This window comes from Streptomyces sp. NPDC037083 (genome assembly GCF_055606485.1).
In genome coordinates, this window is record NZ_JBVJSQ010000002.1 from 156,867 (window position 1) to 182,956 (window position 26,090).

Consider the following 26,090-nt stretch of genomic DNA (forward strand, 5'->3'; position numbering starts at 1 on the left):
GTCACGGTGTGGTCCACAGAGGGCTCCCGGAAGGGTGGGTTCCGTGCTGCCCGAAAAATAGAGCAAGGTGAACAGTTAAACAAGTCTTGTTCTTTTGGATCGTACTGAACTAATTTCCAGAAGCCCTGGTCCGCACTCCCTCCATGGATGTCGAGATGACCACAACCGTCCCCAAAACCCCTCCCGCCGAGTCCGGCGAGTCCGGCGAGTCCGGTGGCCTGCAGGCCGGACTGAAGAACCGCCACCTGTCGATGATCGCGATCGGCGGTGTCATCGGCGCCGGCCTGTTCGTCGGCTCCGGCTCCGGCATCGCCGCCGCCGGCCCCGGCATCCTCGTCTCCTACGCGCTCGTCGGCGTCCTCGTCGTCCTCGTGATGCGGATGCTGGGCGAGATGGCCGCGGCCAACCCCACCTCCGGCTCGTTCTCCGCCTACGCGGACCGCGCGCTGGGCCGCTGGGCCGGTTTCACCATCGGCTGGCTGTACTGGTTCTTCTGGGTCGTGGTGCTGGCCGTCGAGGCGACCGCCGGGGCGAAGATCCTGGCCGGCTGGATACCGGCGGTCCCGCAGTGGGGCTGGGCCCTGATCGTGATGATCGTCCTCACCGCCACCAACCTGGCCTCGGTCAGCTCCTACGGCGAGTTCGAGTTCTGGTTCGCCGGCATCAAGGTCGTCGCGATCGCCGCGTTCATCGTGCTGGGCGGCCTCGCGATCTTCGGGCTGCTGCCCGGCTCGGACCACCCGGCCTCGGGCTTCTCCAACCTCACCGCACACGGCGGCTTCCTGCCGAACGGGCCCGGCGCGATCCTCACCGGCGTCCTGATGGTCGTCTTCTCCTTCATGGGCAGCGAGATCGTCACCCTCGCGGCGGGCGAGACCGCCGACCCGCGGGCCGCCGTCACCAAGGCCACCAACAGCGTGATCTGGCGGATCGCGGTGTTCTACCTGGGCTCCATCCTGATCGTGGTGTCACTGCTGCGCTGGGACGACCCGGCGATCCTCAAGGACGGCTCGTACGTCGCCGCCCTGAGCTCCATCGGCATCCCGCACGCCGCGCAGATCATGAACACCATCGTGCTGACCTCGGTGCTGTCCTGCCTCAACTCCGGCCTCTACACCGCTTCGCGCATGGCGTTCTCGCTCGGCCGCCGCAGCGACGCCCCGGCCGCCTTCGGCCGGACCACGGGCCGCGGCGTCCCGCGTGCGGCCATCCTGGCCTCGGTCGTCTTCGGCTTCGTCGCGGTCGCCTTCAACTACCTCTGGCCGGACACGGTCTTCCAGTTCCTGCTCAACGCCTCCGGCGCGATCGCCCTGTTCGTCTGGCTGGTGATCTGCTTCTCCCAGCTGCGGATGCGCAAGATCATCGAGCGGGAGACGCCGGACAAGCTGGTCGTCAGGATGTGGCTCTACCCCTACCTGACCTGGGCGACCATCGCCCTGATCACCTTCGTCCTCGGCTACATGCTGACCGACACGGCCGACGGCGGAGGCCGCGACCAGGTGGTCCTGTCCACGGCGGTGGCCGCAGCCGTGGTGATCTTCGCGGTACTCCGCGAACGGTTGTCGGTCAGGAAGAGGACCCAGCAGACGTCCGACACGGCTCCCCTGACCTGACGTTCGGCCGCGGACGGGACGGGACGGACCGGCACCAGTGTGAACGCCGTCCCGGCCCGTCCCGGCCCGCAGAACAAGCACGGCGAGTCTGCGGGAAGTCCGGTGCCGACACGCGCACCCCGTGGACATCACGCGCGATGCCCCGCCGGAAAGGTCCCGGCGGGGCATCGCGTCAGCCCGGCCTGCTCGGCAGCACCGCAGACGGGGAGCCGCGCCACCCGGAACCGACGGCCGCTCCCCCTTCACGACGGAACGGACGGATCTCCGTCGATGACGACGACCATCGATCCCGACCCCTCGGCCAGACATTCGTGTTCAGGGAAGTGGTCCACGTGGAGATGGCCGTCCCGATCCGCCTCCGCGGCGAAGCCTTCGATGTTGTCCGCGAGGAGAGCCAGAGCCTCCGGTCCGCCACGTATGTCGAGCGTTTCACTGTCCTCGGACGAGGTGATCAGGACCTTCCCGCTGACGAGTCGGATCCTCATCCACGACAAGGACCTGCTGTACGGGAACGGCCGCGAGACCTGCTCCAGAGAGATCTCCCCCTGTCCGCTCCGCAACTCCCGCCCCAGGGCGAGTAGCTCGGTGCGAGTTCCGGAGAGCTCCAGCTCCCCGGTCGGGTCACCGCGCAGGACCTTCACCGACACGTCTCCGTTCGTCTCCGACGGACCGTGGTCGCCGGGCCGGACCGTGGACGGACCGAGGTCGTCGACCTGATCGAGCACCAGCGAGTCCGTGCGGCCATGGCCGATGCCCCGGAGGAAGCGGCAGACGAGTCGGGCTGTACGCCGGGTTCTGTGCCGAGGGGTCTCGCGACGTCCTCGGTGACGGCCATCCATCTAGGGCCGGCGTTGCCGCCGGCCTCGTGCGGTCTACCCGCGGACTCGGGCGGGCAGCCCTCGAACGTCCGCGCAGAAACACCGGGGTGTTTCCTTTTGACCTTGCTCCGGGTGGGGTTTACCTAGCTGCCCAGGTCACCCTGGGCACTGGTGGTCTCTTACACCACCGTTTCACCCTTACCGGGGGCCGGAGCCCTCGGCGGTCTGTTTTCTGTGGCACTGTCCCGCGGGTCACCCCGGGTGGCCGTTAGCCATCACCCTGCCCTGTGGAGCCCGGACGTTCCTCGGGAAGCCCCTAAGGGGACTCCACGCGGCCGTCCGCCCGGCTCGTCTGCCGTGCCGACCATGTTACCGGGCGCGCACCGCGCCTCGGTCCCGCCGTCGCCAGCACCGAGCCGGCCAGGATCAGGGTGAAGGCGGTGACGATCGTCACGCTCAACGGCTCGTCGAGGAACAGGGCGCCCGCCGCGACCGCCACGGCCGGGTTGACGTACGTGATGACCGTGGCGCGGGTCGGACCCGCCTCCCTGATCAGCTCCATGAAGGCGACGAAGGCGACGGCCGTGCAGATGACGCCCAGGCCCGCGAGGGCCAGCAGAACGGTGGTGGACGGGATCGACGTGGGGCGGGTGGCGACCGCTGCCGGGGCGTAGACCAGGGCCGCGAGGGCCAGGCAGGGGGCCGTGAGGTGCAGGGAGGGGACGTCCTTGAGGTGGCGGGCGGCTATCAGGGGGGCCGTCGCGTAGCCCAGGACCGTCAGCAGGACCTCGGCGAGGGAGCGCGCGTCGCCGCCGGTGAGGTGCGGGACGGTCAGGACGGCGACGCCTGCGAGGCCGAGCGCGAGGCCCGCCACCCGGCGTACGCCCAGCGTCTCCGTGTCGCCGAAGAAGCGGGAGAGGGTCACGCCGACGATCGGGACGCCCGCGATCAGCAGGCCGGCCGTCGAGCTGGACAGGTGCCGTTCCGCGTCGGTGAGGGTGAACCACGGGCCGATGATCTCGATGACCGCGAAGGCCAGCATGGGCTTCCAGTGCGCCCTCACCGCCCGGGCCAGGCCTCGTTGCCGCAGGGCGAAGGGGAGCAGGAGGGCCGCTCCCAGCGCACATCGGGCGAACACGACCACGGACGGCGAGAGGCCGTCCTGGCCGTCCACCGCCACTTTGATCATCAGGTAGGGGACGCCCCACACCACGCCCATCAGGGAGAACAGCAACCAGCCGCGTGCAGTCATACGGGGAGTGTCGGCCGGGACCCGGTCACGCGTCTTGAACGCTGTTGCGGTACGCGGCCGGGGTCACGCCCAGGACGCGGCGGAACCAGCGGGTGAGGTGGGCCTGGTCCGCGAAGCCGACCAGGGCGGCGACCTCGGCGGGGCGCAGCCCGGACTCCAGCAGGGCCCTCGCCCGGCCCACCCGGTACTGGGCCAGCCAGGCGTACGGCGGGATCCCGGTCGTCGTGCGGAAGGCGCGCAGGAGTTGGTAGCGGGACAGGCCCAGATCGGCGGCGAGGTCGGCCAGGGAGGGCGGGGTGCGGAGTTCGTCGGCGAGGCGGGCGCGGACGGCGCGCGCGATGTGGTCGGCGCCGGGGATCGTGTCGCACACCGGGCGGGCCGTGGAGTGGCGTCGGGCCAGGGCAGTCAGCAGCCAAGGGAGCCGGGACTCGGCCTCCAGCGGGTCGGGGCAGACGGTCAGGTCCGTGTGGGCGCTGCGCAGGGCGGCGGCGAGTTCGGGGTCGTCGAGGAGGGGCTCCCGGAAGTGCGGCACGCCGCCGAGGGTGCCCTCGGCGAGGAGCCCGGGCGCCGCGTACAGGGCGCGGTAGGCGTAGCCGCCGGTGGGTGTTCCGGGGCCGCCGGTGTGGGTCTCGCCGGGGTCGAGGACGACGATGGAGCCGGGGCCGGGGCGGACGCGGCCACCGCGGTAGTCGATGACCTCGGAGCCTCCGACGCACACGCCGACGGTGAACTCCTCGTGCGCGTGCGGGGCGTAGACGTGCTGGTCGAAGCAGGCGGTGAGCAGGTCGAGCGGCGGACCGCAGCGGCCCAGCCGGGCCCTGGTCCACGACGCCTGTTCACGCTTCGCCATCCGTCCCCCTGTGTGCTCCTACGGTCGCAACGTCTTCAGGCCCCGGTTCCATGCCGCCGCGAGGTCCGCGTCGTCCGGAAAGCGTCCGTGGATCTCCAGGATCACCATGCCGTGGGCGAAGGCCCAGACCGCGCGGGCGAGGTCCAGGTCGCCGCCGCAGGCTCGCATCAGGGGCGTCGCGGCCCGGTCCTCGAGACCGGCGGGCAGGGCCGGGCGGGGCAGTGGACGCTCCGTGGCCAGGCAGTACAGGTGGGGGTGGGCCAGCGCGTACGTCCGGTAAGCCTCCCCCAGGGCCGCCAGCGACCCCGGCTCGCGCTGCTCCGCCGCCTCCATCGCCGCCGCCGACTCCTGCAGCATCTGTGCGATCAGCTCCACCTCGACGGCGTGCTTGTCGGGGAAGTGCTTGTAGAGCGAGGGCGCTTTGATGCCGAGGTGGTCGGCGAGGGCGCGCATGGTGAGTGCGGCGGGGCCGGCCTCCTCCAGGAGGGTCCGGGCGGCCGCCGCGATCTCGCGGGCCCTCGGGGTCAGCCGGTCGGGCAGCGGCCGGTCAGTCACGCTGGAAGCCCTCCTTGGTGCGCAGTCCGTAGCCGAAGGCGCGATCGTACGAGATGTGCGCGAGCCAGCCGCACAGGGCCGCGAAGAGCGGGGCCCAGGCGAACGGGCCGACGGTGTAGAGGGCCATCAGCGCGAGCGGGACGAGGGCGCGGTGCATCGCGTTGTAGTACGGCACCGCCCGGGGCGCCAGCTGACCCTTCGCGAGGCGCGGCGCGTCGTCGAGGGCGACCAGGAAGGTCAGGTCCGGGGCGATGAAGAGGGCGAACGCGAGGGTTCCGGCGAGCCAGCCGTGGTTGACGGCCTCCAGCACCGCGAACGCCGACCAGAACAGGGCGTTCGCCAGCCAGGCCGTGCGGCGGACGAGGCCGAGGGCGGAGGTGGTGCGCGGGCTCGTCCTGCGGGTGCGGGTAATGCGTGCGCGGATCTCGCGTGTGCTGGTCCCGCTCGTGCCGGTCCCGCATGTGCTGGTCCCGCATGTGTTGGTCCCGCGTGTGTTGGTGGTGGCCGTGCTCATGACTGCCTCCCGGGCGGCTACTGGGCTAACACTGTTAGCTCGATGCCATGACCGTACGGCTAACACTGTTAGCCGTCAAGGGGGTGGCGTATCGCGGGGTGCCCGAAACCCCTCCGGCGGAAGGGCGGGCGGCGGCCGGGGGTCCAGGTCCGTCCGGGGGCACGCCGTACGCTGTGGCCGCAGAGCTCGATGTGAGGAGATTTCCCGTGCTGGTCCTGCTGCCGCCCTCCGAAGGCAAGGCGTCCTCCGGGCGTGGCGCCCCGCTCAAGCCGGAGACCCTGGCCCTGCCGGGGCTCGGCGCCGCCCGCGAGGCGGTTCTCGAAGAGCTGGTCGAGCTGTGCGCGGCCGACGAGGACAAGGCCCGCGAGGTGCTCGGACTGAGCGAGGGGCTGCGCGGCGAGATCGCGAAGAACACGGAGCTGCGCACCGCGGGCGCCCGGCCGGCCGGGGAGATCTACACGGGCGTCCTGTACGACGCCCTCGGTCTGGCCTCCCTCGACGCGGCGGCGAAGCGGCGCGCGGCCAGGTCGCTGCTCGTCTTCTCGGGACTGTGGGGCGCCGTCCGGGTGACCGACCGGATCCCGTCCTACCGCTGCTCGATGGGCGTGAAGCTGCCCGGGCTGGGGGCGCTGGGCGCGCACTGGCGCGCGCCGATGGCGTCCGTGCTGCCCGAGGCCGCCGGGGAGGGGCTGGTGCTGGACCTGCGGTCGTCGGCGTATGCGGCGGCGTGGAAGCCGAAGGGCGAGGTCGCGGGGCGGACGGCGAGCGTGCGGGTGCTGCACGCGCCGACCCGGAAGGTCGTCAGCCACTTCAACAAGGCGACGAAGGGCCGGATCGTGAGGAGCCTGCTGACGGCGGGGATCGCCCCCAAGGGTCCGGCGGAGCTGGTGGAGGCGTTGCGGGACCTCGGGTACGTGGTGGAGGAGCAGGCGCCGGCCCGGCCGGGGACCGCCTGGACGCTGGACGTGCTGGTGGACGAGGTGCACTGAGGGACACCGGCCGGCGGGCGGCTTGAGGAACACGGGCGGCCCCCGGAAAAAGGCTCGTTGCAGCATGCGCAATGACCTTTGCGCGTGTTGCACGGCCCGGGCAGGATGAGGCGCATGACCTCACCCCTGCCCTCGCCTCCGGCTGCCTCGGTACTGGATCTGGCCCCGGCTCCCGTGGTGCCCGTGGTGGTCGTCGAGGACGCCGCCGACGCCGTGAGGCTGGCGCGGACGCTGGTGGCGGGCGGGCTGCCCCTGATCGAGGTGACGCTGCGGACCCCGGCCGCGCTGGACGCGATCCGGGAGATCTCCGGGGCGGTGCCGGAGGCGGTCGTCGGGGCCGGAACGGTGATCACTCCGGAGCAGGTGACGGCGTGTGCGGTGGCCGGCGCACGGTTCCTGGTCAGTCCCGGCTGGACGGACGCCCTGCTGACGGCCATGCGGGCGTCCGGACTCCCTTTCCTGCCCGGCGTGTCGACCACGTCGGAGGTCGTGGCGCTGCTGGAGCGGGGGGTGCGGGAGATGAAGTTCTTCCCGGCGCAGGCGGCGGGCGGCACCGCCTATCTGCGGTCGCTCGCCGGGCCGCTGCCGCAGGCCCGCTTCTGCCCGACGGGCGGGATCGGCGTCGACAACGCGCCGGAGTACCTCGCCCTGCCCAACGTCGGCTGTGTGGGGGGAAGTTGGATGGTCCCGCCGGACGCGGTCGCGGCCCGGGACTGGCCGCGGATCGAGCGGCTCGCCCGGACCGCCTCCGCCCTCAGGACCGCAGGTGGGACGTGTCGTTGAACAGGCGGACGCTCGCGTTGCCGTCGCGGTAGTAGGCCACCGCCGACAACGACGCCGCCGACAGCTCCATGCGGAACAGTGACTCGGGCGGTGCTCCCAGGGCGAGCCGTACGAACGTCTTGATCGGGGTCACGTGGGTGACCAGCAGGACCGTCCGCCCCGCGTGGGCCGCGACGAGCCGGTCGCGGGTGGCGGCGATCCGCTTCGCGGTCGCGGCGAAGCTCTCGCCGCCGCCGGTCGGCTCGGCCTCGGGGTCGGCCAGCCAGGCGTTCAGATCGTCCGGGTAGCGCTCGCGGACCTCACCGAAGGTCAGCCCCTCCCAGGCGCCGAAGTCCGTCTCGATCAGCCCGTCGTCGACGGTGACCTCCAGACCGAGGCGGGCGGCGACGGCGCCGGCGGTCTCCCTGGTGCGGGCGAGCGGGGAGGCGAGGATGTGCTGGACGGTCCCGCGCCGGGCGAGCGCGGCGGCCACCCTCCGGGCCTGCTCCCGGCCGACGTCCGAGAGGGAGGGGTCGGTGCCGCCACTGCCGGAGAACCGCTTCTGCGGGGTGAGCGGCGTCTCGCCGTGCCGCAGCAGGACGAAGGTGGCGGGCGCCCCGAGATCGGGGGCGGAGCCCCAGCCGACGGAGGGTGCGGCGCCGGGGGCGCCGGAAGAGCCTGAGGCCTGCGCAGCGGCCTGGGGCTGCGCGACGGGCTTCGCCGCAGCGTCAGCGGGTGCCGGGCCGGTGACGGCGCGAGCGGCACGCAGATCGGCGGCGGCGGGTGCGGAACGCGTCGCAGGCTCCGCGCCGGGTTGCGCGAGGTCCTGGTCCACGGGCTCCGCGCCGGGTTGTACGGGGTCCTGGACCACCGGCTCCGCGGCGGGTCGCGCGCCGGCTCCGGCCGTCGTATCCACGCCGGTTTGTGCGCCCACCCCCGGGGTCGCATCACCGGACGGTGCAACAGCCTCCGGGGTCGTGTCACCGGACCGTCCGACGGCCTCCGAGGGCGCGTCACCCGACCGTCCAACAGCCTCCGGGGCCGCAGAAGCAGACCCTGCAACGGCCTCCGAGGGCGTGTCACCGGACCGTCCGACGGCCTCCGAGGACGCATCACCCGACGACCGTCCAACGCCCTCCGAGGACGCGTCACCGGAAGGCCGTGCGGCAGCCTCCGTGGGCGGTGTGTCACCGGGCCGGCGGGCGCGGGTCAGCGCCTCGCGGGCCCTTGCCGCGCCAGCGGTGGCGTCGCCAGGGGGGCCGGACGGCTCAGGAGCGGCCGGGGCGGCGGCGGCACGGGGGGCGAGCGCGGCCCGCGACGCCCCGGCGTCCCACTGCTCGCCCCGCTTGCCGGCGTCCATCGCCTCGTTCGCGAGACGGTCGGCGTGCTTGTTCTGCTCGCGCGGGATCCACTCGTAGGCGACCTGCCCGGGCGGGAGCACCCGGGCGGCCTCCGCCGCGAGCGGCTTCATGTCGGGGTGCTTGATCTTCCAACGGCCCGACATCTGCTCGACGACCAGCTTGGAGTCCATGCGGACGCGCACCCTCGCCGACGGATCGAGCTCGCGGGCGGCCCGCAGGCCGGCCACCAGACCCCGGTACTCGGCCACGTTGTTGGTGGCGACGCCGATGTACTCGGCGCGCTCGACGAGCGTCTCCCCCGTCACCGCGTCGATCACCACGCTGCCGTAGCCCGCGGGCCCCGGGTTGCCCCGTGACCCGCCGTCGGCCTCGACGATGAACTCCCTCACGAAGCAGACCCCTTGAGCGACTGCGGACCGGGCTACAGACCGGACTCGGACGTACGTACCAGGATCCGACGGCAGTTCTCGCACCGTACGACCGTGGTGGGCGCGGCCGCGCGGATCTCGTTGATGTCGGTGATCGCCAGCTCCTGGCGGCAGCCCTGGCAGGTGCGCTGGTAGAGCTTGGCCGCGCCGATGCCGCCCTGCTGCTCGCGCAGCTTGTCGTAGAGCTTGAGCAGTTCGGCGGGGATGGCCCCGGCGATGACCTCGCGCTCCTTCGTCACCGTGGCCGCCTCGCCGTCGAGCTCCTCGAAGGCCGCGTCGCGGCGCGCGGTGGCGTCGTCGATCTTCCCCTGGACGGAGCCGACCCGCTCGGTCAGCTCGGCGACCCGCTCCTGCGCGCTCTCGCGGCGCTCCATGACCTCCAGGACGACGTCCTCGAGGTCGCCCTGGCGCTTGGCGAGGGAGACGATCTCCTTCTGGAGGTTCTCCAGGTCCTTCGGGGAGGTGACGGCCCCGGAATCGAGCCGCTGCTGGTCGCGGGCGGCGCGCTGACGCACCTGGTCGACGTCCTGCTCGGCCTTGGTCTGCTCGCGGGCGGTGTCGCCCTCCTCGGTCTGCGCGGCCACGAGGAGGTCGCGCAGCTGCGTGAGGTCCTTGGTCAGCGAATCGATCTCGGCGTGCTCGGGCAGGGACCTCCGCTTGTGCGCGAGCTGCTGGAGCCGGACGTCGAGGGCCTGGACGTCGAGGAGTCGGATCTGGTCGGCGGGCTCGGCGTTCAGTTGGGGGCTCCCATTGAGCTAGAGGTGGTGTCGGACGCCGCGTGGGCGGTCCAGGGGTCGGTGACCGTACGGGAGACGTGGACCCTCAGGCCCCATCCGTTCCGTTCGGAGATCTCGTCGAGCTGGGCGGCGGCCAGCTCGCACCAGGGCCACTCGGTGGCCCAGTGCGCCGCGTCGAGCAGCGCGAGAGGACTTTGGGCGCGGGCCTCGGACGCCGGGTGGTGGCGCAGGTCCGCGGTGAGGAAGGCGTCGACGTTCGCGGCCCGGACCTGCTCGAAGAGGCTGTCCCCGGAGCCGCCGCTGACGGCGACGGTCCGCACGAGCGCCTCCGGGTCGCCGGCCACCCGGATGCCCTGCGCGGTGGCGGGCAGCCGCTCGGCGGCGCGGGCGGCGAGTTCGCGGACGGTGATCGGGTGGTCGAGTTCGCAGACGCGCCCGAGGCCGCGTCGCCCTTCGCTGTCGCGCGGGTCCGGCACGAGCGGGCGGACGACCCGTAGGTCGAGGGCGCCGGCGAGGGCGTCGCTCACTCCGGGATCGGCGGTGTCGGCGTTGGTGTGGGCGACGTGCAGGGCGATGTCGTTCTTGATGAGGGTGTGCACGACACGGCCCTTGAAGGTGGAGGCCGCGACGGTCGTCGTCCCGCGCAGATACAGCGGATGGTGGGTGACGAGCAGATCGGCGTCGAGCTTCACGGCCTCCTCGACGATCTCCTGGACGGGATCGACGGCGAACAGGACCCGGGAGACCTCCTGCTCGGGATCGCCCACGACGGTGCCGACCGCGTCCCAGGACTCGGCCCGCTCGGCGGGCCACAGGTTCTCCAGCGCGGCGATGACTTCAGACAGACGGGGCACGAACAAAAGGCTACCTGCCCCCTCTCCCACCCTGTACCGCCAGTACCGGCACCTTCCCGGAAGGGGCTTCCCGGGGCCCCGGGGAGGAGGCGCCCGTCGGGGCGGGGCGATGCACACCCGTTCCACGGACCTCGGGCGAATCGCTTCTGCACCACTCTTACGAGGGAAGAAGACTGCTCGTCGGTCCCACGCCCGCGCGTGCGAAAACTAGCTTCGTCACCGGAGGTGACGGAACGATGACGATGCCGGCCTGTGCGACCGAGCCCGCCGCGGCGGACGGCGAGGTCCCCGAGCGCACACCGCACGGGGACTGCGTGATCACGGCGAACGGTTCCTACGCCGCGCGACTCGCCCAGGACGGCGACTCCTGGTTCCCGGAGCGCTGGACGCTCGACGGCCCCGAGCCCTACGCCGTGCCGCTGCCCGGCAACCAGCCGGAGGAGCCCGGCACGGAGGTGCACCCGATGGCCGACGGGCGGGTCCTGATCCGGCGGTGGACCGACGGACGGCACGCCTTCTCCCTGCTGTACCCGACCGGCCCGGGCACGGGCGAGCTGCCCCTGGGCGCCGTCGAATGCCCGGACGAGGGCACCCGGCTGCACCTGCTTCCCCCGGCCCCCTGCGGCGAGCGCGCGTACGCCCTCGCGGTCGGCCCGTTCACGACGACCGTGTGGCTGGTCGCGGGCGGCTCCTTCGGACCCGAGCACCTCGCCGAGATCCCCGGCCGCTGCTCGGGCGGGGTGTGGCTGGACCGTACCGGCCGCATGCTCGCGCTGGACCGCGAGGTCGCCGGCCGGACCAAGGCCGTCGTGGTGGACCTGGAGCGCGGCGGCGAGGTGTCTCCCCTGCTGCAGATCACCGCCGACAGCGACGACCGTCTGCTGCTCGCCGACCTCGACAGCGGCCTGCTGCTCATCGGCTCGGACGCCCCCTCGCCGGGAGAGACCCGCCTGGGCTGGGGGGTCCTCGGCAGCACGCTGCCGGTCCGCTTCCCGGAGTGCCTGCGACTGCCCGACCTCGCCCTCGCCCCCTTCGCGATCCAGCCGGGCCAGATGCTCGCGCCGGAGGCCTGCGCGGTGGCGCTGCGCATCGACGGCCCCTTCGGCGCCTGGGTCGGCGTCTGGCGTCCCGCCGAACGGCGGCTGCACCAACTCGCGGCGCCCGACGGGTGGTTGGCGGGCAGCGGGCTGTGGACCGCGGACGGGGTGCTGCGGCTGCCGTACGCCACCGAGGCCGAGCCCTGCGGCGTGGCGTCGCTGTCGGCGGCGGTCGCGCCCTCGCCCGAAGATGTCGCCGAAGCAGCCGCCGAAGCCGCCGCCGCGGACGCCGCGCTCTCCGGGGAACCGGCGGAACCGGCACCCCGCGCCGCTCGTCCGATTCCCCTCCAACAGGCCCCGCTCGGTGGCCTTGTAACGAAGTAGCTGCGGTTGGCGTGGCCGCCTGGATCCGTCCCTCGGTGTGCTGGATAAAATCACCCGGCTGTAAAGAATGATCATGTTGACGGGGTGAACTTTCCGATGAGCGACGTAACCACGATGCAGCCGCTGTCCGCCGACTCCCAGGAGACGGCCGGTCGCGGCCGGCACCGGGGCCCGGTCTCGTCCCACGACGGCGACTCGGCTCCGCACGGCCGGCATCGCAAGCCGGCCGAGAACAGGACCGAGGACAGGGCCGAGACGGCTGTCTGACGGCAACGCCGTACCCCGAAGGGGCTCCGGTCGTCCGTGGACGACCGGAGCCCCTTCGCCTGCCCTGCCCCGCCCCGCGCGGGAACGACTCCCCTGCGCGCCCCGTCCCTGATGCGACTGCTATTCCCGCCCCTGGCCCTGCCCGTGACCGTGCCCATGTCCCTGCCCCTGACCTCGCCGCAGCCCCAGTACCTCCGCCGCCGCGAACGTCTCCCCGGCCGGCCGCTGCGCGAAGTGCGCGCCGAGGACGGCGTCCAGCTCGTCGAAGGTGAACGTGTCCTCCTTGCTGTCGAACTTGGCCTGGACGCGCGGGCGTTCGACGACGGCGACCATGCCGCCGTGCACGACGAACAGCTGTCCGTTGACGCACGCGGCGGCCGGCGAGGCCAAGTAGCCGACCAGCGGGGCGACATGCTCGGGAGCGAGCGGATCGAGTCCGTCTCCCTGCGGCCCGGAGAGACCGGCGAAGACGTCCTCCGTCATCCGGGTCCGGGCTCGCGGGCAGATGACGTTGGCCGTCACCCCGTACTTGGCGAGCGCGAGCGCCGTGGAGGTCGTCAGTCCGACGATCCCGCCCTTCGCCGCCGCGTAGTTGGGCTGCCCGGCCGAGCCCGCCAGGAACGCCTCCGACGAGGTGTTCACGATCCGCCCGTACACCGGCGCGCCCGACGCCTTGGACCGCTCACGCCAGTGCGCTGCGGCGAACCGGGTCGTGTTGAAGTGCCCCTTCAGGTGGACCCGCACGACCGCGTCCCACTCCTCCTCGGCCATCGAGAAGACCATGCGGTCGCGCAGAATGCCCGCGTTGTTGACCAGCACGTCCAGCGTGCCGAACTCGGCGATCGTCGACTCGACCAGCCGACGGGCCTGCTCGAAGTCGGCGACGTCGCCGGTGTGGGCGAGCGCGGTGCCGCCGGCCGACCGGATCTCCCGCGCCACCTCCTCTGCGGGAGCCGCCGACGCCTCGCCCGAGCCGTCCCGTCCGGGCTGCCCGAAGTCGTTGACCACGACGGCCGCGCCCAGCCGGGCGAGCTCCAGCGCCTCGGCCCGGCCGAGCCCGCGACCGGCGCCGGTGACGATCGCCGTGAGACCTTCCAGCGGAAGAGACATCGGCGGCCTCAGATCTCTATGCACGTTCGGAGCGCGGCCCCGGTACGCATCTGGTCGAGCGCCTCGTTGACCTCGGCGAGTGCCACGCGGTGCGTGATCAGGCCCGACAGGTCGATGCGGCCGGCCCGCCACAGGGCGATCGTCCGCCCGTAGGAGGTCAGGACGTCCCCGCCGCCGTACATCGAGGGCAGGATGCGCTTCTCGTCGAAGAACAGCTCGAACATGTTGAGCTGGAGGTGGTCGTCCATGGCGCCCGCGCCGACGACGACGAGGGTGCCGCCGCGCCGGGTGTTCTCGTACGCGGTGCGGGCGGTGGCGGAGCGGCCGACGACCTCGAAGACGTAGTCGAACCCCTCGCCGCCGGTGACCAGTTGCTTCGCTCCGGGCAGTTCCTCCGGCGAGACGGCCTTCGTGGCGCCGAAGCTCAGCGCGGCCTCCCGCCGCGAGGCGACCGGGTCGACGGCGACGATCTCGGCGGCGCCCTTGAGCCGCGCGCCCTGGATCGCGGAGATGCCGACGCCTCCGCAGCCGATCACGGCGACCGACGAACCGGCTTGCACGTCGGCGGTGTTGATCGCGGCGCCCAGGCCCGTCGTCACCCCGCACCCGATGAGCGCGGCGATGTCGAAGGGGACGTCGTCGGGGATCGGGACCGCGCATCCCGCGTCGACCACGACCTCCTCGGCGAAGGTCCCGGTGCCGGCGAAGCCGAACACGTCCCCGCCGGGACGACGGAAGTTGGGCGTGCCCGCGTTCATGAACCCGGCCAGGCACAGTTCGGTCTGGCCGCGCCTGCAGGCGGGACACGCCCCGCAGGCCGGCAGCCAGCAGACGACGACCCGGTCGCCGGGCTTCACCCGGGTGACGCCCTCCCCGACCTCCATGACCTCGCCCGCGCCCTCGTGCCCGGGCACGAACGGCGCGGGCTGCGGCAGCACCCCGCCCATGGCGGACAGGTCCGAGTGGCACAGCCCCGTGGCCCGCACCCGGATCCTGACCCGGCCGGGGCCGAATCCCACCGCCTCGACGTCGTCGAGGACCTCCAGCTTGTCCTGACCGATCTCGTTCAGTACGGCTGCCCGCATGGTGCGGCTCCCCTCGGATCCCCTCGGATGCTGCGGTTCTGGAGGTGTTCAGGAGTGTTCGACGAGCGTGTCGGCGAGGACGGGTGCGTCGTCCCGCTGCACGGCGCTCACGGCCACCCGCACCGCCCCTTCCGCGCGCCACATGCGGATGCGCAGGGTCTCCCCCGGGAACACCACCCCGGCGAACCGGGTGGAGTAGGAGCGCACCCGGGTGACGTCCCCGTCGAGCAGGGTGTCGACGACGGCCTTGAGCGTGATGCCGTAGGTGCACAGGCCGTGCAGGATGGGCCGGTCGTACCCGGCGAGCTTCGCGAACTCGGGGTCGGCGTGCAGCGGGTTGTAGTCGCCGCAGAGGCGGTAGAGGAGGGCCTGGTCCTCGCGGACGGCCCGCTCGACCTCCTTGTCGGGATCGCCGGCGGGCGGTTCGAGCCGGGCGGACGGGCCCCGGTCGCCGCCCCAGCCGCCTTCGCCGCGGACGAAGATCTGGGCGTCGTTGGTCCACAGCGGCCCGTCCGCGTCGGCGACCTCGGTGCGCATGACGAGGACGGCGGCCTTGCCCTTGTCGTACACGGCGGCGATGCGCCCGGTGGCGGTCGCCCTGCCCTCCGCCGGGAGGGGGCGGTGGATCTCCAGGCGCTGGCCGCCGTGCAGGACGCGGGCGAGGTCGACGTCGACGCCCGGCATGGACAGTCCGCTGATCACACCGGGCGAGCCGGCGCCCGCGACGGTGGCGAAGCTCGGCAGGACGTGCAGCCGGGACTCCAGCGTGTAGCGCAGTTCGTCGGGGTCGGTGGCCGGGACGCCCGCGCCGATGCCGAGGTGGTACAGCTGGACGTCCCGGCGGTTCCAGGTGATCTCGCCGGTCCGTGGTTCGGCGGCGAGCGCCTTGGCTGCGTCGATGGGCATGGAGCTCCTGATCGCTCGGATCGATCGGTTCGATCACATCGTTTCGTTCGGAGACCTCGGCACGGCCGTCCGCACCGATCGGCCGCACCGAGGTCGCGACGGGGCCGCGGAACCCGTACGAGCCAGAACAGATCTAGAACGCGTTCCAGTGCGGCGACCCCCTGTATAGCCCAGCCCCCGATACTTGTGAAGACGACTGACGGTATGTCAGAAACCGTCGCCGGTGACATTTGTCCCGGCCGGGTGCGTACATCCGGACACTGCCGCGGACCGGTCCGCAACCGTAGCGTCGGAGACAGCCACACCACCCGCAAGCGGGGGGTCCGCGAGCACGGAAACGGGGGACGGGACCATGACACGGTCGACGGAATCGACAGGTGCTACAGGGGCGACAGGATCAAGAGGTTCGTCGGGGAAACGGGGGCGCCGTCAGGGGTGCCGCAGGGCTGCCTGGCGCTCGGCATTCCGGGAGGCACGCGAGCAGCGGCCGTCCGGGAAGAGCGACGAGGGGCGCCTCACATCCCGGTACAGGGACGTCTGCACAGCGCGGCCCGGCGCCGTGCAGCAGGCCGCCCAGCACGTCACGCAGCAAGCCGGACAGGTCCCCGAGGACCCGGGGCCGCCCGCCGGCGCCTTCTCCCTGATGCCGTGGCTGCTGATGGGGATGGGCTCCATCTCCAACCTCTTCCACGGCGAGACGCCCAACCCGTGGATCGGCGGCCTCGGGCTGATCACGTTCAACTCCCTCTACATCTACGTCGCCGTCCGCGCCTTCGTGAGGGAAACCCGTCAGGCGACCTCCACCCGGGTGGCGCTGGCCCTGATGGGCCTGGTGACCTGCTCGCTCGCGCTCGCCTACGGCGGCAGCTGGCTCCTGTTCCTCCCGCTGTTCGGCCTCGCGACGGGCGCGGTCCTGCGCGGGCCCCAACTGCGCACCCTCGGCACGGTCGTCGCCGTCCTGGCCGGCGCGGTCGCCTGCTTCCGCGACGGCTGGGACGGCCTCACCATCGCCTATGCCACCTGGATCTCGACCATGGTGACGGCCGCGATCCTGTCCCTCTCCGAGGCCGTGCGGGAGCTGCGCGCCGCCCGCGAGGAGCTGGCCCGCCGGGCCGTGGAGGAGGAGCGGCTGCGCTTCTCCCGCGATCTGCACGACCTGCTCGGCCACACCCTGTCGGTGATCGTGGTGAAGTCGGAGGCGGCCAGGCGGCTGGCGCCGCGTGACATGGACGCGGCTCTCGCCCAGGTCACCGACATCGAGGCGGTCGGCCGTCAGGCGCTGACCGAGATCCGGGAGGCGGTCACCGGCTACCGCGAGGGCAGTCTCGCCGGCGAGCTGGACCGGGCCCGCTCGGCACTGACGGCGGCGGGCGTCGAAGCGTCGATGACCCGGTCCGGGCCGCCGCCGGACCCGCAGACCTCGGCCCTGCTGGGCTGGGTGGTGCGCGAGGCGGTCACCAACGTCGTCCGGCACAGCGGCGCGACGCGCTGCCGGATCACCGTGACGGCCGCGCCGGAGCGGGTCCGGCTGACGGTGACGGACGACGGCCGCGGCACGGGCGCCGGCGACCGCTGCGCGCAAGGCGGCGGCACCGGCCTGACCGGCCTGCACGAGCGCCTGGCGACGGCGGGCGGCGCCCTGACGGCGGGCCCGGCCCCACACGGCGGCTTCACGGTCACGGCAGAACTCCCGACAGAGCCGCCGCCGGAACTCCCGACGGACGCGGGCGGGGACGCGACCGGGGACGGCGAGAGGGACGGGGGCGGCGATCGGGCCGGAGACGGGGACGGCGACCGGTCCGCGCACGGGGGCAGCGACGGGGACGGCGACCGGGCCGCGCACGGCGAAAGCGACGGCGATCGGGCCAAGGCCGGAGACGGAGCCCGTCTCGGGGGCGGTGAGGCGGAAGCGGGGTTGGGGGAATCGGAGGCCGCAGACACGGCGCCGTCCGTCGCCGTCGGCCCTAATCTTGGCCCGTGAACGAGATGCCGGGCCGGCCGGTGAACGAGATGCCGAGCGACCGTCGCCCCGCCAAGTCGATCAGGGTGCTGCTCGCGGAGGACCAGGGCATGATGCGCGGGGCGCTGGCCCTGCTGCTGGGGCTGGAGCCCGACATCGAGGTGGTCGCCCAGGTGGGCGCCGGGGACGCGATCGTGGACGCGGCGCTCGTCCACCGCCCGGACATCGCGCTCCTGGACATCGAACTGCCCGGCATGAGCGGCCTGGACGCCGCCGCCGAGCTGCGCGAGCAGGTACCCGACTGCCGGGTGCTGATCCTGACCACGTTCGGCCGCCCCGGCTACCTGCGCCGGGCGATGGAGGCCGGGGCCGCGGGCTTCCTGGTCAAGGACGATCCGGTGGAGGAACTGGCGGCAGCGATCCGCCGGGTGCTGACCGGCGAGACGGTCGTCGACCCGGCGCTGGCCGCGGCCGCGCTGAGCGCCGGCCCGAACCCGCTCACCGGCCGCGAGCGCGACGTCCTCAAGGCCTCCGTCGACGGCGCGACGGTCGCCGACATCGCCGCCAGGCTGCACCTGTCGGAGTCCACGGTCCGCAACTACCTCTCCTCCGCCATCGGCAAGACGGGCACGCGCAACCGCATGGAGGCGATGCGGGACGCCCGGCAGAAAGGCTGGCTGTAGGGGGCCGGACCGGGCGGTGGCATAGTGCCGGGATGCCTTTACCGATACCGGCATCGATCCCGAGGCGTCCCCCCAGCCGCGAGACCGCCCTGGCGGTGGCGCTCGCGACGGCTCTCGCGGCCGTGCTCATGGCCGTGTTCGCGCCGGCGCCCGCCGCGGCCGGGGACGCCGCCGGTGCCGAGGGCGCCGACGGCGCCGGCCGGGTCGTGATGCGGTTCGAGACCGTGAAGACGTTCGTCATGTACAACGCCGACGAGGGGGCCAGGGCGACGAACGACGACTTCCACGTCCCGGTCTTCGTCGAGCCGAGCGAGGGAGGCGAACCGGCGCGCAACGTCACGGTCGTCGTGGACGCGTCGGGGGTGGAGGGCGTGGCCCGGCTCGGGGGCGGGGGGATGTGCGAGGGCGACGGTCCGGTCTTCACGTGCCACTACGGCGACCTGCAGAACGGCGACGGCGAGAGCTATGACCCGCTCGTCCTCCTCGGCGTCGACGGTGTCCGTCCCGGCGCCGCCGGGACGGTGACGTACACCGCGACCGCCGACAACGCGGCCACCGTGACCGGCACCACCCGGATGACCGTCGGCGGTCCGACGCTGTCCGCGCCCGGCCAGGAGAAGGGCGTGAGTGGGCTGGCCCCGGGGAAGCCCGCGACGCTGACCCCGAGGGTCGCCGACAACACGCGCTTCCCCGCGGAACACGGCGTCGCCGTGCAGGTCGACGTGTCGGACGGCATCACGCTGACGGCCCGGCACAGCAACTGTTTCTACTCGGGGCCCTCGCCCACCTCGGCGTGGTGCACGTTCCCGGCCGAGGTCGCCCCGGGCGCGGCGTACCGCACGAGCGCCCCGCTGGTCTACTCGGTCACGCGGCCCGACGCAACGGCCGGTGAAGTGACCTACACCTGGTCGTCGGCTCCGGTGAAGCCTGCCGGGCACACCGTGCGCGGCAGGGGAGCGCCGCTCACGCTGGTGCGCACCGCGAAGCAGGGGTTCGACGACGGCCACGGCAGGGTCGGCGTCACCACCACCGTGCAGGACGACTACCGCCCGGTGACCTCGGCCGTGCGGGGCCGGGTCGGCGACACGGTGAAGGTCCGGCTCGGGGTGGAGGACCTCGGCCCCGGCCGGCTGCGGAACGACGACGAGCCGGGCCGCTTCGAGGTGGTCCCGCCGGAGGGCACGACGGTCACTTCCATCCCGTACCGCTTCGAGGAGGACGGCGGGCGGTGGGCGTGCGACCGGCCCGGAAAGCCCGGCGGGGCGTTCGTCTGCGAGATCGGCAACGACCGCTTCCACGAGGTGCGGCACGAAGGAGGCACGACCGCCGTCGACTTCCACATCCGCATCGACCGGCAGGTCCCGGGCGCGAAGGGCGTCATCCGTACGTACAACCCGTTCGACCGCACGCCCGGCAACGACGTCGCGGCGATCCCGCTGGAGGCCTCCCCCGCCCCGCCGTACCGGTCCGTCCTGCGGCCCGCCGTGCTGGTGCCGGCGACCCTGGTCACCGCGGCGGCCGTAACGGCGGCGGTGGTCGTGCGCCGACGCCGCCGTCACGGCCGCCGCGGCCCGCACCCGGCCTGACGCGGCCCCGGACCGGCCCGGGTCTCTCGGCCGGCCCCGGCTTCACGACCGTCCCGGCCCGTCGGCGGCGGTCCCGGAGCTTCGGCCGGCCCGGATCCTCGGGTGGCGGTCCCTAGATCCCCGCGCCCGTGCGCCTCAGCACCCGCAGGGAGCCGGTGTCCGAGACCTCCGTGAAGGCCCCGGACTGCAGGGCGCGCAGGTAGACGCGGTAGGGGGCCTGGCCGGTGAACTCGTCGACCGGGTCGGGGAACACGTCGTGGATGACGAGGAGCCCACCCTCGGCGACATGCGGCGCCCAGCCCTCGTAGTCGGACGTGGCGTGTTCGTCGGTGTGGCCGCCGTCGACGAAGACGAGACCGAGGGGCGAGTTCCAGAACGCGGCGATCTGCGGCGACCTCCCGACGAGGGCGACGACGTGCTCCTCCAGGCCCGCCCTGTGCAGGGTCCGGCGGAAGGCGGGCAGGGTGTCGATCAGACCGATCTCGGGGTCGACGGTCTCCGGATCGTGGTACTCCCAGCCCGGTTGCTGCTCCTCGCTCCCGCGGTGGTGGTCGAGCGTGAGGGCGCTGACCCCGGCCCGGCGGGCGGCGTCCGCGAGCAGGATCGTGGAACGTCCGCAGTAGGTGCCGACCTCCAGCAGCGGCAGCCCGAGCGTGCCCGCCCCGACGGCGGCCGCGTACAGCGCGAGCCCCTCGTCCACGGGCATGAACCCCTTCGCCGCCTCGAACGCGGCCAGGATCTCGGGCTCGGGCGCCGCGGTCACGGGCGTCGCGGTCATGGGGGTGCCTCCGGTGGTGCGCGGGTGTGGGCGCCCCATGCTGCCGCACCCCCGGCCGCCGTCGCGACAGGGGGTGCGGAAAGGGGCGCGCGGGGGCGCGGGCGTCAGGCGGTGACCGTCTCGCCCGGAAGGGCCAGGTCCAGGTCGACCGGGCGCTCGTCTCCGGCGTGGGTCGCGGAGCTGGCCAGCGGGCCGTGTCCGGTGGCCCTGGCGGCGAGGACGTAGGCGCCCTGGGCCGGGACGGCGAGGGCGTAACTGCCGTCCTCCTGCGACAGGGTGGCGCCGGCCTGGCGGCCGCGCCGGTCGATGAGGGTGACCCTGGCACGGGCGACCGGGGCGCCGCCGGCGTCCAGGACCCGGCCGCGGAAGCCCCGCAGTGCCTCCTCGGCGCGCGCCAGGTTGGCGTCCTCCTCGCTGCTGGCGCGCAGTTGCGGGACCGTGGCCGGACGTTGCTGCCTGGGCAGGAAGAGGGCGAGGACCAGGCCGATCGCGACGGCGGCGGTGGCGATCAGGAAGGAGACGCGGAAGCCGTGCATGGTCGGGACCGCGACCCCGCCGACGTCGTTCGCGGTGTTGGCCAGCACCATGCCGATGACGGCGCTGGAGACGGACGTGCCGATGGACCGCATCAGGGTGTTGAGGCCGTTGGCCGCGCCGGTCTCGGAGGCCGGGACCGCGCCGACGATCAGCGCGGGCAGCGAGGAGTAGGCGAGCCCGATGCCGGCGCCCAGGACGACGGCGATGACGAGGCTCTGCCAGGCGGCGCTCATCAGGCCGAGACCGGCGCCGTAGCCGATCGCGATGATCAGCATGCCGAGGATCAGGGTGAACTTCGGGCCGTACTTCGCGGACAGCTTGGCGTAGACGGGCGCGGTGAACATCATCGTCAGGCCGAGCGGCGCGACGAGCAGACCGGCGACGACCATCGACTGGCCGAGGCCGTAGCCGGTGGCCTTCGGCAGCTGCAGGAGCTGCGGCAGGACCAGGGAGACGACGTAGAACGAGACGCCGACCATGATCGAGGCGAGGTTGGTGAAGAGGACGGCGGGCCGGGCCGTGGTGCGCAGGTCCACCAGCGGGGCCTTCACGCGCAGCTCCATCACGCCCCACAGGACGAGGACGACGGCCGCGGCGGCGAACAGGCCGAGGGTGGTGCCGGAGGTCCAGCCCCAGTCGCTGCCCTTGGTGATCGGCAGCAGGAAGAGGACGAGGCCGGTGGAGAGACCGATCGCGCCCAGGACGTCGAAGGTGCCTTCCGCCCGCGCCGGGGACTCGGGGACGACGAGGAGCGTGAGGACGATGGCGAGCGCGCCGAGGCCCGCAGCGCCGTAGAAGAGGGCGTGCCAGTCGGCGTGCTGGGCGATCAGGGCCGCGGCGGGCAGGGCGAGGCCGCCGCCGACGCCGATGGAGGAGCTCATCAGGGCCATCGCCGAGCCGAGCTTCTCGCGGGGCAGCATGTCCCGCATCAGGCCGATGCCGAGCGGGATGGCGCCCATGGCGAAGCCCTGGAGGGTGCGTCCGGCGATCATGGTGAGCAGGTCGCTGGTGAGCGCGCTGACGAGGGCGCCGACGACCATCACCGCGAGGCTGGCGATGAGCATGCGCCGCTTGCCGTACAGGTCGCCGAGGCGGCCCATGATCGGAGTGGCCACGGCGCCCGACAGCAGCGTCGAGGTCAGGACCCAGGTGGCGTTGCTGGGGGCGGTGTCCAGCAGCTGCGGCAGGTCCTTGATGACCGGGACGAGCAGGGTCTGCATCACCGCGACCACGATGCCCGCGAAGGCGAGGACCGGGACCACGGCTCCGCTCGCCTCGCGGGTGGGCCGGTCGGTCGTCGTGTGCGTCATGAGGGGGTGCCTCCGGGCGGTGGTTCGGGGATTACATGGGACCTGAACCTGTATGCATGGGCAACTATTCCGATGCTTTGGCGTACTAACGATTTCTTTAACGTCTCTTGACGAAAGCTCCGGCTCGCCTGCGATTCATCGGCGGCCCGGAGGGTCGCGAACGCCGGCCCGGGGATGGCTGCCCGCCGGGCCGAAGGATGGCGAACGGCCGGTCCGCCGATTGGCCGCCGCTCAGCGCGCCGGGGTCTGGAGGATGCCGCTGAGCAGCACGTCCAGGCCCCAGGCGTCACGGTCGCCGGACGAGAAGAGGGCCGGCCGCATCGCGGCGATCATCGGATAGCGGTCGGCGGGCAGGGCCGCGTAGCGCCGGTCGGCGTCCGCCACGGCGCCGCCCTCGTCGCCGCCCTTGGCGATGCGGGCGCTGTGCTCGGCGGCGGCCGCGGCGATGTGGAGGTGGAGCAGGTCGACCGCCCACGCGGCCGTGACGTCGTCGAGGCCGCCCTCCTTGAGCAGCGCGAGCATGCGGTCGATGACGAGCAGGGCGTTGGCCCCGGTGGGGATCGCGCCGAGGGCGACGACGGCCAGGCCCTCGTGCCGGCTCATGGCCTCGACGCTCGCCGCGACGAGGGCGTGCAGCTGTTCCCGCCAGGTGCCCGGCGCGGTGAGGGGGACGAGGGCGAGCGCCTCGTCCAGCATCGCGGCCATCAGGTCCTCGCGGTTGGCGACGTAGACGTAGAGCGAGGCCGGCCCGGTGTCGAGTTCCTTGGCCACGCGGCGCATGGTCAGGGCGTCCAGCCCGTCACGGTCGAGGATGGCCAGCCCGGTGCGCACGATCGCCTCGCGGCTGAGGGGGGCCTTGGCGGGCCGCGCGCGGCGGCTGATCGGCTCGGGGGTCACGCAGAGAGGGTAGCGGGACACGAACACCGGTCGACACGAACAGCGATCGACACGAACACGGGTCGACACGAACGCCGGTCGGCCCAGGCATCGGCTGACACATGCGCCGGTCGACACACAGCGCCCAATCGCACCTTCCCGCCGGTCGGCATGAGCGCCAGATCGCGCCGTCACCGCCGGTCGGCACAAGCGCCGGGATCGACGCCCCCGCCGCCGGCCGGCATGAGCGCCGGATCGACCCAACCACCGCCCGGTCGGCACGAGGGCCAGCCGGTCCACGAACAACGTTTGACACGAACACTGTTCGTTCCCTAGCGTGGCGACTGCTTGACGAACACCGTTCGCCACGAACGACGTTCGCACCACCGAAAGGCACGACATGATCCTCATCACTGGCGGCCGCGGCGCGATCGCCACCGAGCTGCTCGCGCTCCTGCACGCCGACGGCCTGCCCGTCCGGGTCGGCTCCGCCAGACCCGCCGACCTCGCCCCGCCCCCCGGCGTCGAGACGGTCGCCCTCGACCTCACCGATCCCGCGACCTTCCCGGCCGCCCTGGACGGGGTCACCTCCGTCTTCCTCTACGCGGCCGCCGACCGCATCGCCGAATTCGCCGACCAGGCCCATCGGGCCGGCGTCACGCACGTCGTGGTGCTGTCCAGCTCCAGCGTCCTGGGCATGCTCGGCGACGAGCCGAAGGACGACCTCCTGGCCGCCTCCCACCTGGCCGTGGAGCGGGCGCTGCTCGCCTCGCCGATCGACACCACCCTCCTGCGACCGGGCTCCTTCGCCTCCAACGCCGCGGCCTGGGCCTGGCCCGTCAAGGCCGGACGGCCCGTCAGCCTGCCCTTCCCCGGCGCCCACACCGACCCCGTCCACGAGAAGGACCTGGCCGAGGCCGCCCGCGCCGTGCTCACCGACCCCCGGCACCGCGGCGGACGGTTCACCCTGACCGGACCCGAGTCGCTGACGTTCGCCGAGCAGATCGAACGGCTCGCCGCCGTCACCGGCGTCGGCATCGCGGTCGAGCACGTCACCCCCGAGGAGTGGAAGCAGCAGACGGCGGCGCACATCCCGGCCGCCTACGCGGACGCCCTGCTCGCCTTGTGGGCGTCCACGGACGGCCGGCCCGTCGCCCTCACCCGCGCCGTCGAGGAACTCACCGGCCACCCGGCCCGCCCCTTCACCACCTGGGCCGCCGATCACGCCGCCGACTTCACCGCCCCCTGACCGCCGCCGGCGGGGTCGCCGACGGCCACGACCTCACCCCCTTCCTTCCCGAAGGGCACGCGTCGCGCGCGGCCCGGGCCGAAATCCCGGTGCAAGGTGCGCAACCCGGTTGAGACCATGACGCCCATGCTTGAAGCCGCCGACACCGCCCGCGCCCGGACCTCCCTTCGGACCTCTCCCCCGGCCTGGCTGCTCGTGGCGCTCGCCTGCGCGGGCCAGTTCCTCGTCGTGCTCGACGTGTCGGTGGTGAACGTGGCGCTGCCGTCGGTGCGGGACGACCTGGCGATGGGTTCCCCGGGGCTGCAGTGGGTGGTGAACGCGTACTCCATCGCCTTCGCCGGGTTCATGCTGCTCGGCGGGCGGGCCGGAGACCTCTACGGCCGCAAGCGGATGTTCCTCACCGGCCTCGCCCTCTTCACCCTGGCCTCACTCGGCGGCGGCCTCGCCCAGGACGGCTGGCAGCTGCTGCTCGCCCGGGCGGTGCAGGGGCTGGGCGCGGCGGTCCTGGCCCCCGCGACGCTGACGATCGTCACCTCCGCCGTGCCGGAGGGGGCCGCGCGGGCGCGGGCCATCGCGACCTGGACGGCGGTCGGCGCCGGCGGCGGCGCCGCGGGCGGACTCGTCGGCGGGGTGCTCGTGGACCTGATGTCCTGGCGCTGGGTGCTGCTGATCAACGTGCCGGCCGGCGTGCTGCTGCTGGCCGGCTCACTGATCTGGCTGGCCGAGAGCCGGGCAGGGGACGGGCGGCGCCTGGACCTGCCGGGAGCCCTGCTGGTCACGGCGGGCCTCGCCACGCTCGCGTACGGCATCTCGCAGACGGAGGCCGAGGGCTGGACGGCGTCGGCCGCCCTGGTCCCGCTGGCCGCCGGGCTCGCCCTGATCGGGACGTTCCTCGCCGTGGAGGCACGGACGGCGGCCCCGCTCATGCCGCTCGGCCTGTTCCGGCTGCGCGCGGTGTCGGCGGCGAACGCGGCGATGTTCGTGAGCGGCTCGGCCATGTTCTCCATGTGGTTCTTCATGACGCTGTACGCGCAGAACGTGCTGGGCTACTCGCCGCTGGAGGCCGGGCTGGCCCTGATGCCGAGCTCCTTCGCCATCGTTCTGGGCTCCAAGCTCGCGCCCCGTCTGATGCGCGCGGCGGGCGCCCGCACCGTGTCCACGGCGGGCACGCTGGTGGCGGCGGCCGGGTTCGGCTGGCAGTCGACGATGAGCGCCGACGGCGGATACGTCACCGGGATCATGCTGCCGGGCGTCGTGATGATGCTCGGCGCGGGGGTGGCCTCGACCCCGCTGGCCTCGCTGGCCATCTCCGGCGCGGCGCCGGGCGACGCCGGGCTGGTGTCCGGCCTGGTCAACACCTCCCGCACGATGGGCGGCTCGCTGGGGCTGGCGGTGCTGTCGGCGATCGCCGCCTCCCGCACCGCGGGCCGCGGCACGCCGGAGGCGCTGACCGAGGGGTACGCGCTGGCGTTCCGCACGGGCACGTGGGTGCTGCTGGCCGGGGTCGTGCTGATGCTCCTGTGGCTGCCGCGGAGAATCTCCGCCCGATGAGGCAACGATCCGGGCCGCTCATGGCCTCCTTTGAACAT

23 protein-coding genes, 1 other RNA gene and 1 pseudogene are annotated in these 26,090 nt (G+C 73.1%); 10 read left to right on the forward strand and 15 right to left on the reverse strand.

Annotation, left to right across the window (positions count from 1 at the left end):
- The first annotated feature begins 155 nt into the window (after positions 1–155).
- Positions 156–1,613 (forward strand): amino acid permease, encoded by a 1,458-nt coding sequence (locus ACZ7DE_RS05505; protein WP_470758320.1) that lies wholly within the window; start codon positions 156–158, stop codon positions 1,611–1,613.
- A gap of 242 nt (positions 1,614–1,855) precedes the next feature.
- On the opposite strand, the gene ACZ7DE_RS05510 is transcribed toward ACZ7DE_RS05505, so the two are convergent.
- The 6 genes and pseudogenes from ACZ7DE_RS05510 to ACZ7DE_RS05535 form a co-directional block, all read right to left on the reverse strand.
- The gene (locus tag ACZ7DE_RS05510; protein WP_470758322.1) at positions 1,856–2,338 is read right to left on the reverse strand and encodes an Imm32 family immunity protein; all 483 of its coding nucleotides are present in this window, start codon (positions 2,336–2,338) and stop codon (positions 1,856–1,858) included.
- Positions 2,339–2,381: 43 nt separating this feature from the next.
- Positions 2,382–2,782: RNase P RNA component class A (rnpB, locus tag ACZ7DE_RS05515), an RNA gene on the reverse strand.
- Positions 2,783–2,894: 112 nt separating this feature from the next.
- Positions 2,895–3,683 (reverse strand): annotated as a pseudogene (locus tag ACZ7DE_RS05520) (DMT family transporter); the annotation flags it as partial.
- Positions 3,684–3,708: 25 nt separating this feature from the next.
- Positions 3,709–4,533: a helix-turn-helix domain-containing protein gene (locus ACZ7DE_RS05525; protein WP_470758324.1), complete on the reverse strand. Its 825-nt coding sequence runs from the start codon at positions 4,531–4,533 to the stop codon at positions 3,709–3,711.
- Positions 4,534–4,551: 18 nt separating this feature from the next.
- Entirely contained in the window at positions 4,552–5,061 is a 510-nt protein-coding gene (locus ACZ7DE_RS05530) for a TetR/AcrR family transcriptional regulator (protein WP_470758974.1), read from the reverse strand.
- Positions 5,062–5,080: 19 nt separating this feature from the next.
- Entirely contained in the window at positions 5,081–5,602 is a 522-nt protein-coding gene (locus ACZ7DE_RS05535; RefSeq protein ID WP_470758326.1) for a DUF4260 family protein, read from the reverse strand.
- Between the two features lie 206 nt (positions 5,603–5,808).
- Between ACZ7DE_RS05535 and yaaA the strand changes: the two genes are divergently transcribed.
- Complete coding sequence (gene yaaA, locus ACZ7DE_RS05540) at positions 5,809–6,591, forward strand: peroxide stress protein YaaA (RefSeq protein ID WP_470758328.1); 783 nt, start codon at positions 5,809–5,811, stop codon at positions 6,589–6,591.
- 114 nt (positions 6,592–6,705) lie between these two features.
- Positions 6,706–7,374: a bifunctional 4-hydroxy-2-oxoglutarate aldolase/2-dehydro-3-deoxy-phosphogluconate aldolase gene (gene eda / locus ACZ7DE_RS05545; protein ID WP_470758331.1), complete on the forward strand. Its 669-nt coding sequence runs from the start codon at positions 6,706–6,708 to the stop codon at positions 7,372–7,374.
- Here eda and ACZ7DE_RS05550 read toward each other — a convergent pair.
- The 3 genes from ACZ7DE_RS05550 to ACZ7DE_RS05560 are packed head-to-tail and all read right to left on the reverse strand — an operon-like array spanning position 7,346 to position 10,733.
- Positions 7,346–9,103 carry a bifunctional RNase H/acid phosphatase gene (locus ACZ7DE_RS05550; RefSeq protein WP_470758333.1) on the reverse strand — a complete coding sequence of 586 codons (1,758 nt, stop codon included), beginning with the start codon at positions 9,101–9,103 and terminating at the stop codon, positions 7,346–7,348. The genes eda and ACZ7DE_RS05550 overlap by 29 nt on opposite strands.
- 32 nt (positions 9,104–9,135) lie before the next feature.
- Positions 9,136–9,879 carry a zinc ribbon domain-containing protein gene (locus ACZ7DE_RS05555; RefSeq protein ID WP_470758975.1) on the reverse strand — a complete coding sequence of 248 codons (744 nt, stop codon included), beginning with the start codon at positions 9,877–9,879 and terminating at the stop codon, positions 9,136–9,138.
- Entirely contained in the window at positions 9,876–10,733 is an 858-nt protein-coding gene (locus ACZ7DE_RS05560; RefSeq protein WP_470758335.1) for a Nif3-like dinuclear metal center hexameric protein, read from the reverse strand. Before ACZ7DE_RS05560 ends, ACZ7DE_RS05555 begins: the two co-directional genes overlap by 4 nt.
- Positions 10,734–10,975: 242 nt before the next feature.
- On the opposite strand from ACZ7DE_RS05560, the gene ACZ7DE_RS05565 reads away from it, so the two are divergent.
- Positions 10,976–12,154, forward strand: coding sequence for a hypothetical protein (locus ACZ7DE_RS05565; protein WP_470758976.1), 1,179 nt, complete (start codon positions 10,976–10,978; stop codon positions 12,152–12,154).
- Positions 12,155–12,250: 96 nt separating this feature from the next.
- Positions 12,251–12,421 (forward strand): hypothetical protein, encoded by a 171-nt coding sequence (locus tag ACZ7DE_RS05570; RefSeq protein WP_470758337.1) that lies wholly within the window; start codon positions 12,251–12,253, stop codon positions 12,419–12,421.
- Between the two features lie 120 nt (positions 12,422–12,541).
- On the opposite strand, the gene ACZ7DE_RS05575 is transcribed toward ACZ7DE_RS05570, so the two are convergent.
- The 3 genes from ACZ7DE_RS05575 to ACZ7DE_RS05585 are packed head-to-tail and all read right to left on the reverse strand — an operon-like array spanning position 12,542 to position 15,522.
- Positions 12,542–13,531 carry a 3-oxoacyl-ACP reductase gene (locus ACZ7DE_RS05575; RefSeq protein ID WP_470758339.1) on the reverse strand — a complete coding sequence of 330 codons (990 nt, stop codon included), beginning with the start codon at positions 13,529–13,531 and terminating at the stop codon, positions 12,542–12,544.
- A gap of 8 nt (positions 13,532–13,539) precedes the next feature.
- Positions 13,540–14,616, reverse strand: a complete 1,077-nt coding sequence (locus ACZ7DE_RS05580; RefSeq protein ID WP_470758341.1) for a Zn-dependent alcohol dehydrogenase — start codon at positions 14,614–14,616, stop codon at positions 13,540–13,542.
- A 48-nt stretch (positions 14,617–14,664) separates the two neighbouring features.
- Positions 14,665–15,522, reverse strand: a complete 858-nt coding sequence (locus ACZ7DE_RS05585; protein ID WP_470758343.1) for a MaoC/PaaZ C-terminal domain-containing protein — start codon at positions 15,520–15,522, stop codon at positions 14,665–14,667.
- A gap of 643 nt (positions 15,523–16,165) precedes the next feature.
- Here ACZ7DE_RS05585 and ACZ7DE_RS05590 point away from each other — a divergent pair.
- From ACZ7DE_RS05590 to ACZ7DE_RS05600, 3 genes are read left to right on the forward strand one after another with little or no spacing between them, the layout of a single operon-like run.
- Positions 16,166–17,503: a sensor histidine kinase gene (locus ACZ7DE_RS05590; protein ID WP_470758977.1), complete on the forward strand. Its 1,338-nt coding sequence runs from the start codon at positions 16,166–16,168 to the stop codon at positions 17,501–17,503.
- A gap of 29 nt (positions 17,504–17,532) precedes the next feature.
- The gene (locus ACZ7DE_RS05595; RefSeq protein ID WP_470758978.1) at positions 17,533–18,165 is read left to right on the forward strand and encodes a response regulator; all 633 of its coding nucleotides are present in this window, start codon (positions 17,533–17,535) and stop codon (positions 18,163–18,165) included.
- A 32-nt stretch (positions 18,166–18,197) separates the two neighbouring features.
- The gene (locus ACZ7DE_RS05600) at positions 18,198–19,751 is read left to right on the forward strand and encodes a hypothetical protein (protein ID WP_470758345.1); all 1,554 of its coding nucleotides are present in this window, start codon (positions 18,198–18,200) and stop codon (positions 19,749–19,751) included.
- Positions 19,752–19,863: 112 nt separating this feature from the next.
- Here ACZ7DE_RS05600 and ACZ7DE_RS05605 read toward each other — a convergent pair whose 3' ends face one another.
- The 3 genes from ACZ7DE_RS05605 to ACZ7DE_RS05615 form a co-directional block, all read right to left on the reverse strand.
- Positions 19,864–20,529: a class I SAM-dependent methyltransferase gene (locus tag ACZ7DE_RS05605; protein WP_470758347.1), complete on the reverse strand. Its 666-nt coding sequence runs from the start codon at positions 20,527–20,529 to the stop codon at positions 19,864–19,866.
- 104 nt (positions 20,530–20,633) lie between these two features.
- A complete protein-coding gene (locus ACZ7DE_RS05610) occupies positions 20,634–22,376 on the reverse strand; it encodes an MFS transporter (protein WP_470758349.1) in 1,743 nt (580 codons plus the stop codon).
- A 231-nt stretch (positions 22,377–22,607) separates the two neighbouring features.
- Positions 22,608–23,273, reverse strand: a complete 666-nt coding sequence (locus tag ACZ7DE_RS05615) for a TetR/AcrR family transcriptional regulator (protein WP_470758351.1) — start codon at positions 23,271–23,273, stop codon at positions 22,608–22,610.
- Positions 23,274–23,652: 379 nt separating this feature from the next.
- On the opposite strand from ACZ7DE_RS05615, the gene ACZ7DE_RS05620 reads away from it, so the two are divergent.
- Both ACZ7DE_RS05620 and ACZ7DE_RS05625 read left to right on the forward strand, forming a co-directional pair.
- A complete protein-coding gene (locus ACZ7DE_RS05620) occupies positions 23,653–24,501 on the forward strand; it encodes an SDR family oxidoreductase (protein ID WP_470758353.1) in 849 nt (282 codons plus the stop codon).
- A 117-nt stretch (positions 24,502–24,618) separates the two neighbouring features.
- Positions 24,619–26,052, forward strand: coding sequence for an MFS transporter (locus ACZ7DE_RS05625; protein WP_470758355.1), 1,434 nt, complete (start codon positions 24,619–24,621; stop codon positions 26,050–26,052).
- The last annotated feature ends 38 nt before the right edge of the window (positions 26,053–26,090 follow it).

Coding starts and splice junctions, on each gene's coding strand:
- ACZ7DE_RS05505 (WP_470758320.1), top strand. CDS start 156: ATGACCACAACCGTCCCCAAAACCCCTCCCGCCGAGTCCGGCGAGTCC.
- ACZ7DE_RS05610 (WP_470758349.1), bottom strand. CDS start 22,376: ATGACGCACACGACGACCGACCGGCCCACCCGCGAGGCGAGCGGAGCC.
- ACZ7DE_RS05575 (WP_470758339.1), bottom strand. CDS start 13,531: ATGTCTCTTCCGCTGGAAGGTCTCACGGCGATCGTCACCGGCGCCGGT.
- ACZ7DE_RS05525 (WP_470758324.1), bottom strand. CDS start 4,533: ATGGCGAAGCGTGAACAGGCGTCGTGGACCAGGGCCCGGCTGGGCCGC.
- eda (WP_470758331.1), top strand. CDS start 6,706: ATGACCTCACCCCTGCCCTCGCCTCCGGCTGCCTCGGTACTGGATCTG.
- ACZ7DE_RS05620 (WP_470758353.1), top strand. CDS start 23,653: ATGATCCTCATCACTGGCGGCCGCGGCGCGATCGCCACCGAGCTGCTC.
- ACZ7DE_RS05625 (WP_470758355.1), top strand. CDS start 24,619: ATGACGCCCATGCTTGAAGCCGCCGACACCGCCCGCGCCCGGACCTCC.
- ACZ7DE_RS05580 (WP_470758341.1), bottom strand. CDS start 14,616: ATGCGGGCAGCCGTACTGAACGAGATCGGTCAGGACAAGCTGGAGGTC.
- ACZ7DE_RS05595 (WP_470758978.1), top strand. CDS start 17,533: ATGCCGAGCGACCGTCGCCCCGCCAAGTCGATCAGGGTGCTGCTCGCG.
- ACZ7DE_RS05600 (WP_470758345.1), top strand. CDS start 18,198: ATGCCTTTACCGATACCGGCATCGATCCCGAGGCGTCCCCCCAGCCGC.
- ACZ7DE_RS05570 (WP_470758337.1), top strand. CDS start 12,251: ATGAGCGACGTAACCACGATGCAGCCGCTGTCCGCCGACTCCCAGGAG.
- ACZ7DE_RS05535 (WP_470758326.1), bottom strand. CDS start 5,602: ATGAGCACGGCCACCACCAACACACGCGGGACCAACACATGCGGGACC.
- ACZ7DE_RS05585 (WP_470758343.1), bottom strand. CDS start 15,522: ATGCCCATCGACGCAGCCAAGGCGCTCGCCGCCGAACCACGGACCGGC.
- ACZ7DE_RS05605 (WP_470758347.1), bottom strand. CDS start 20,529: ATGACCGCGACGCCCGTGACCGCGGCGCCCGAGCCCGAGATCCTGGCC.
- ACZ7DE_RS05565 (WP_470758976.1), top strand. CDS start 10,976: ATGCCGGCCTGTGCGACCGAGCCCGCCGCGGCGGACGGCGAGGTCCCC.
- ACZ7DE_RS05590 (WP_470758977.1), top strand. CDS start 16,166: ATGCCGTGGCTGCTGATGGGGATGGGCTCCATCTCCAACCTCTTCCAC.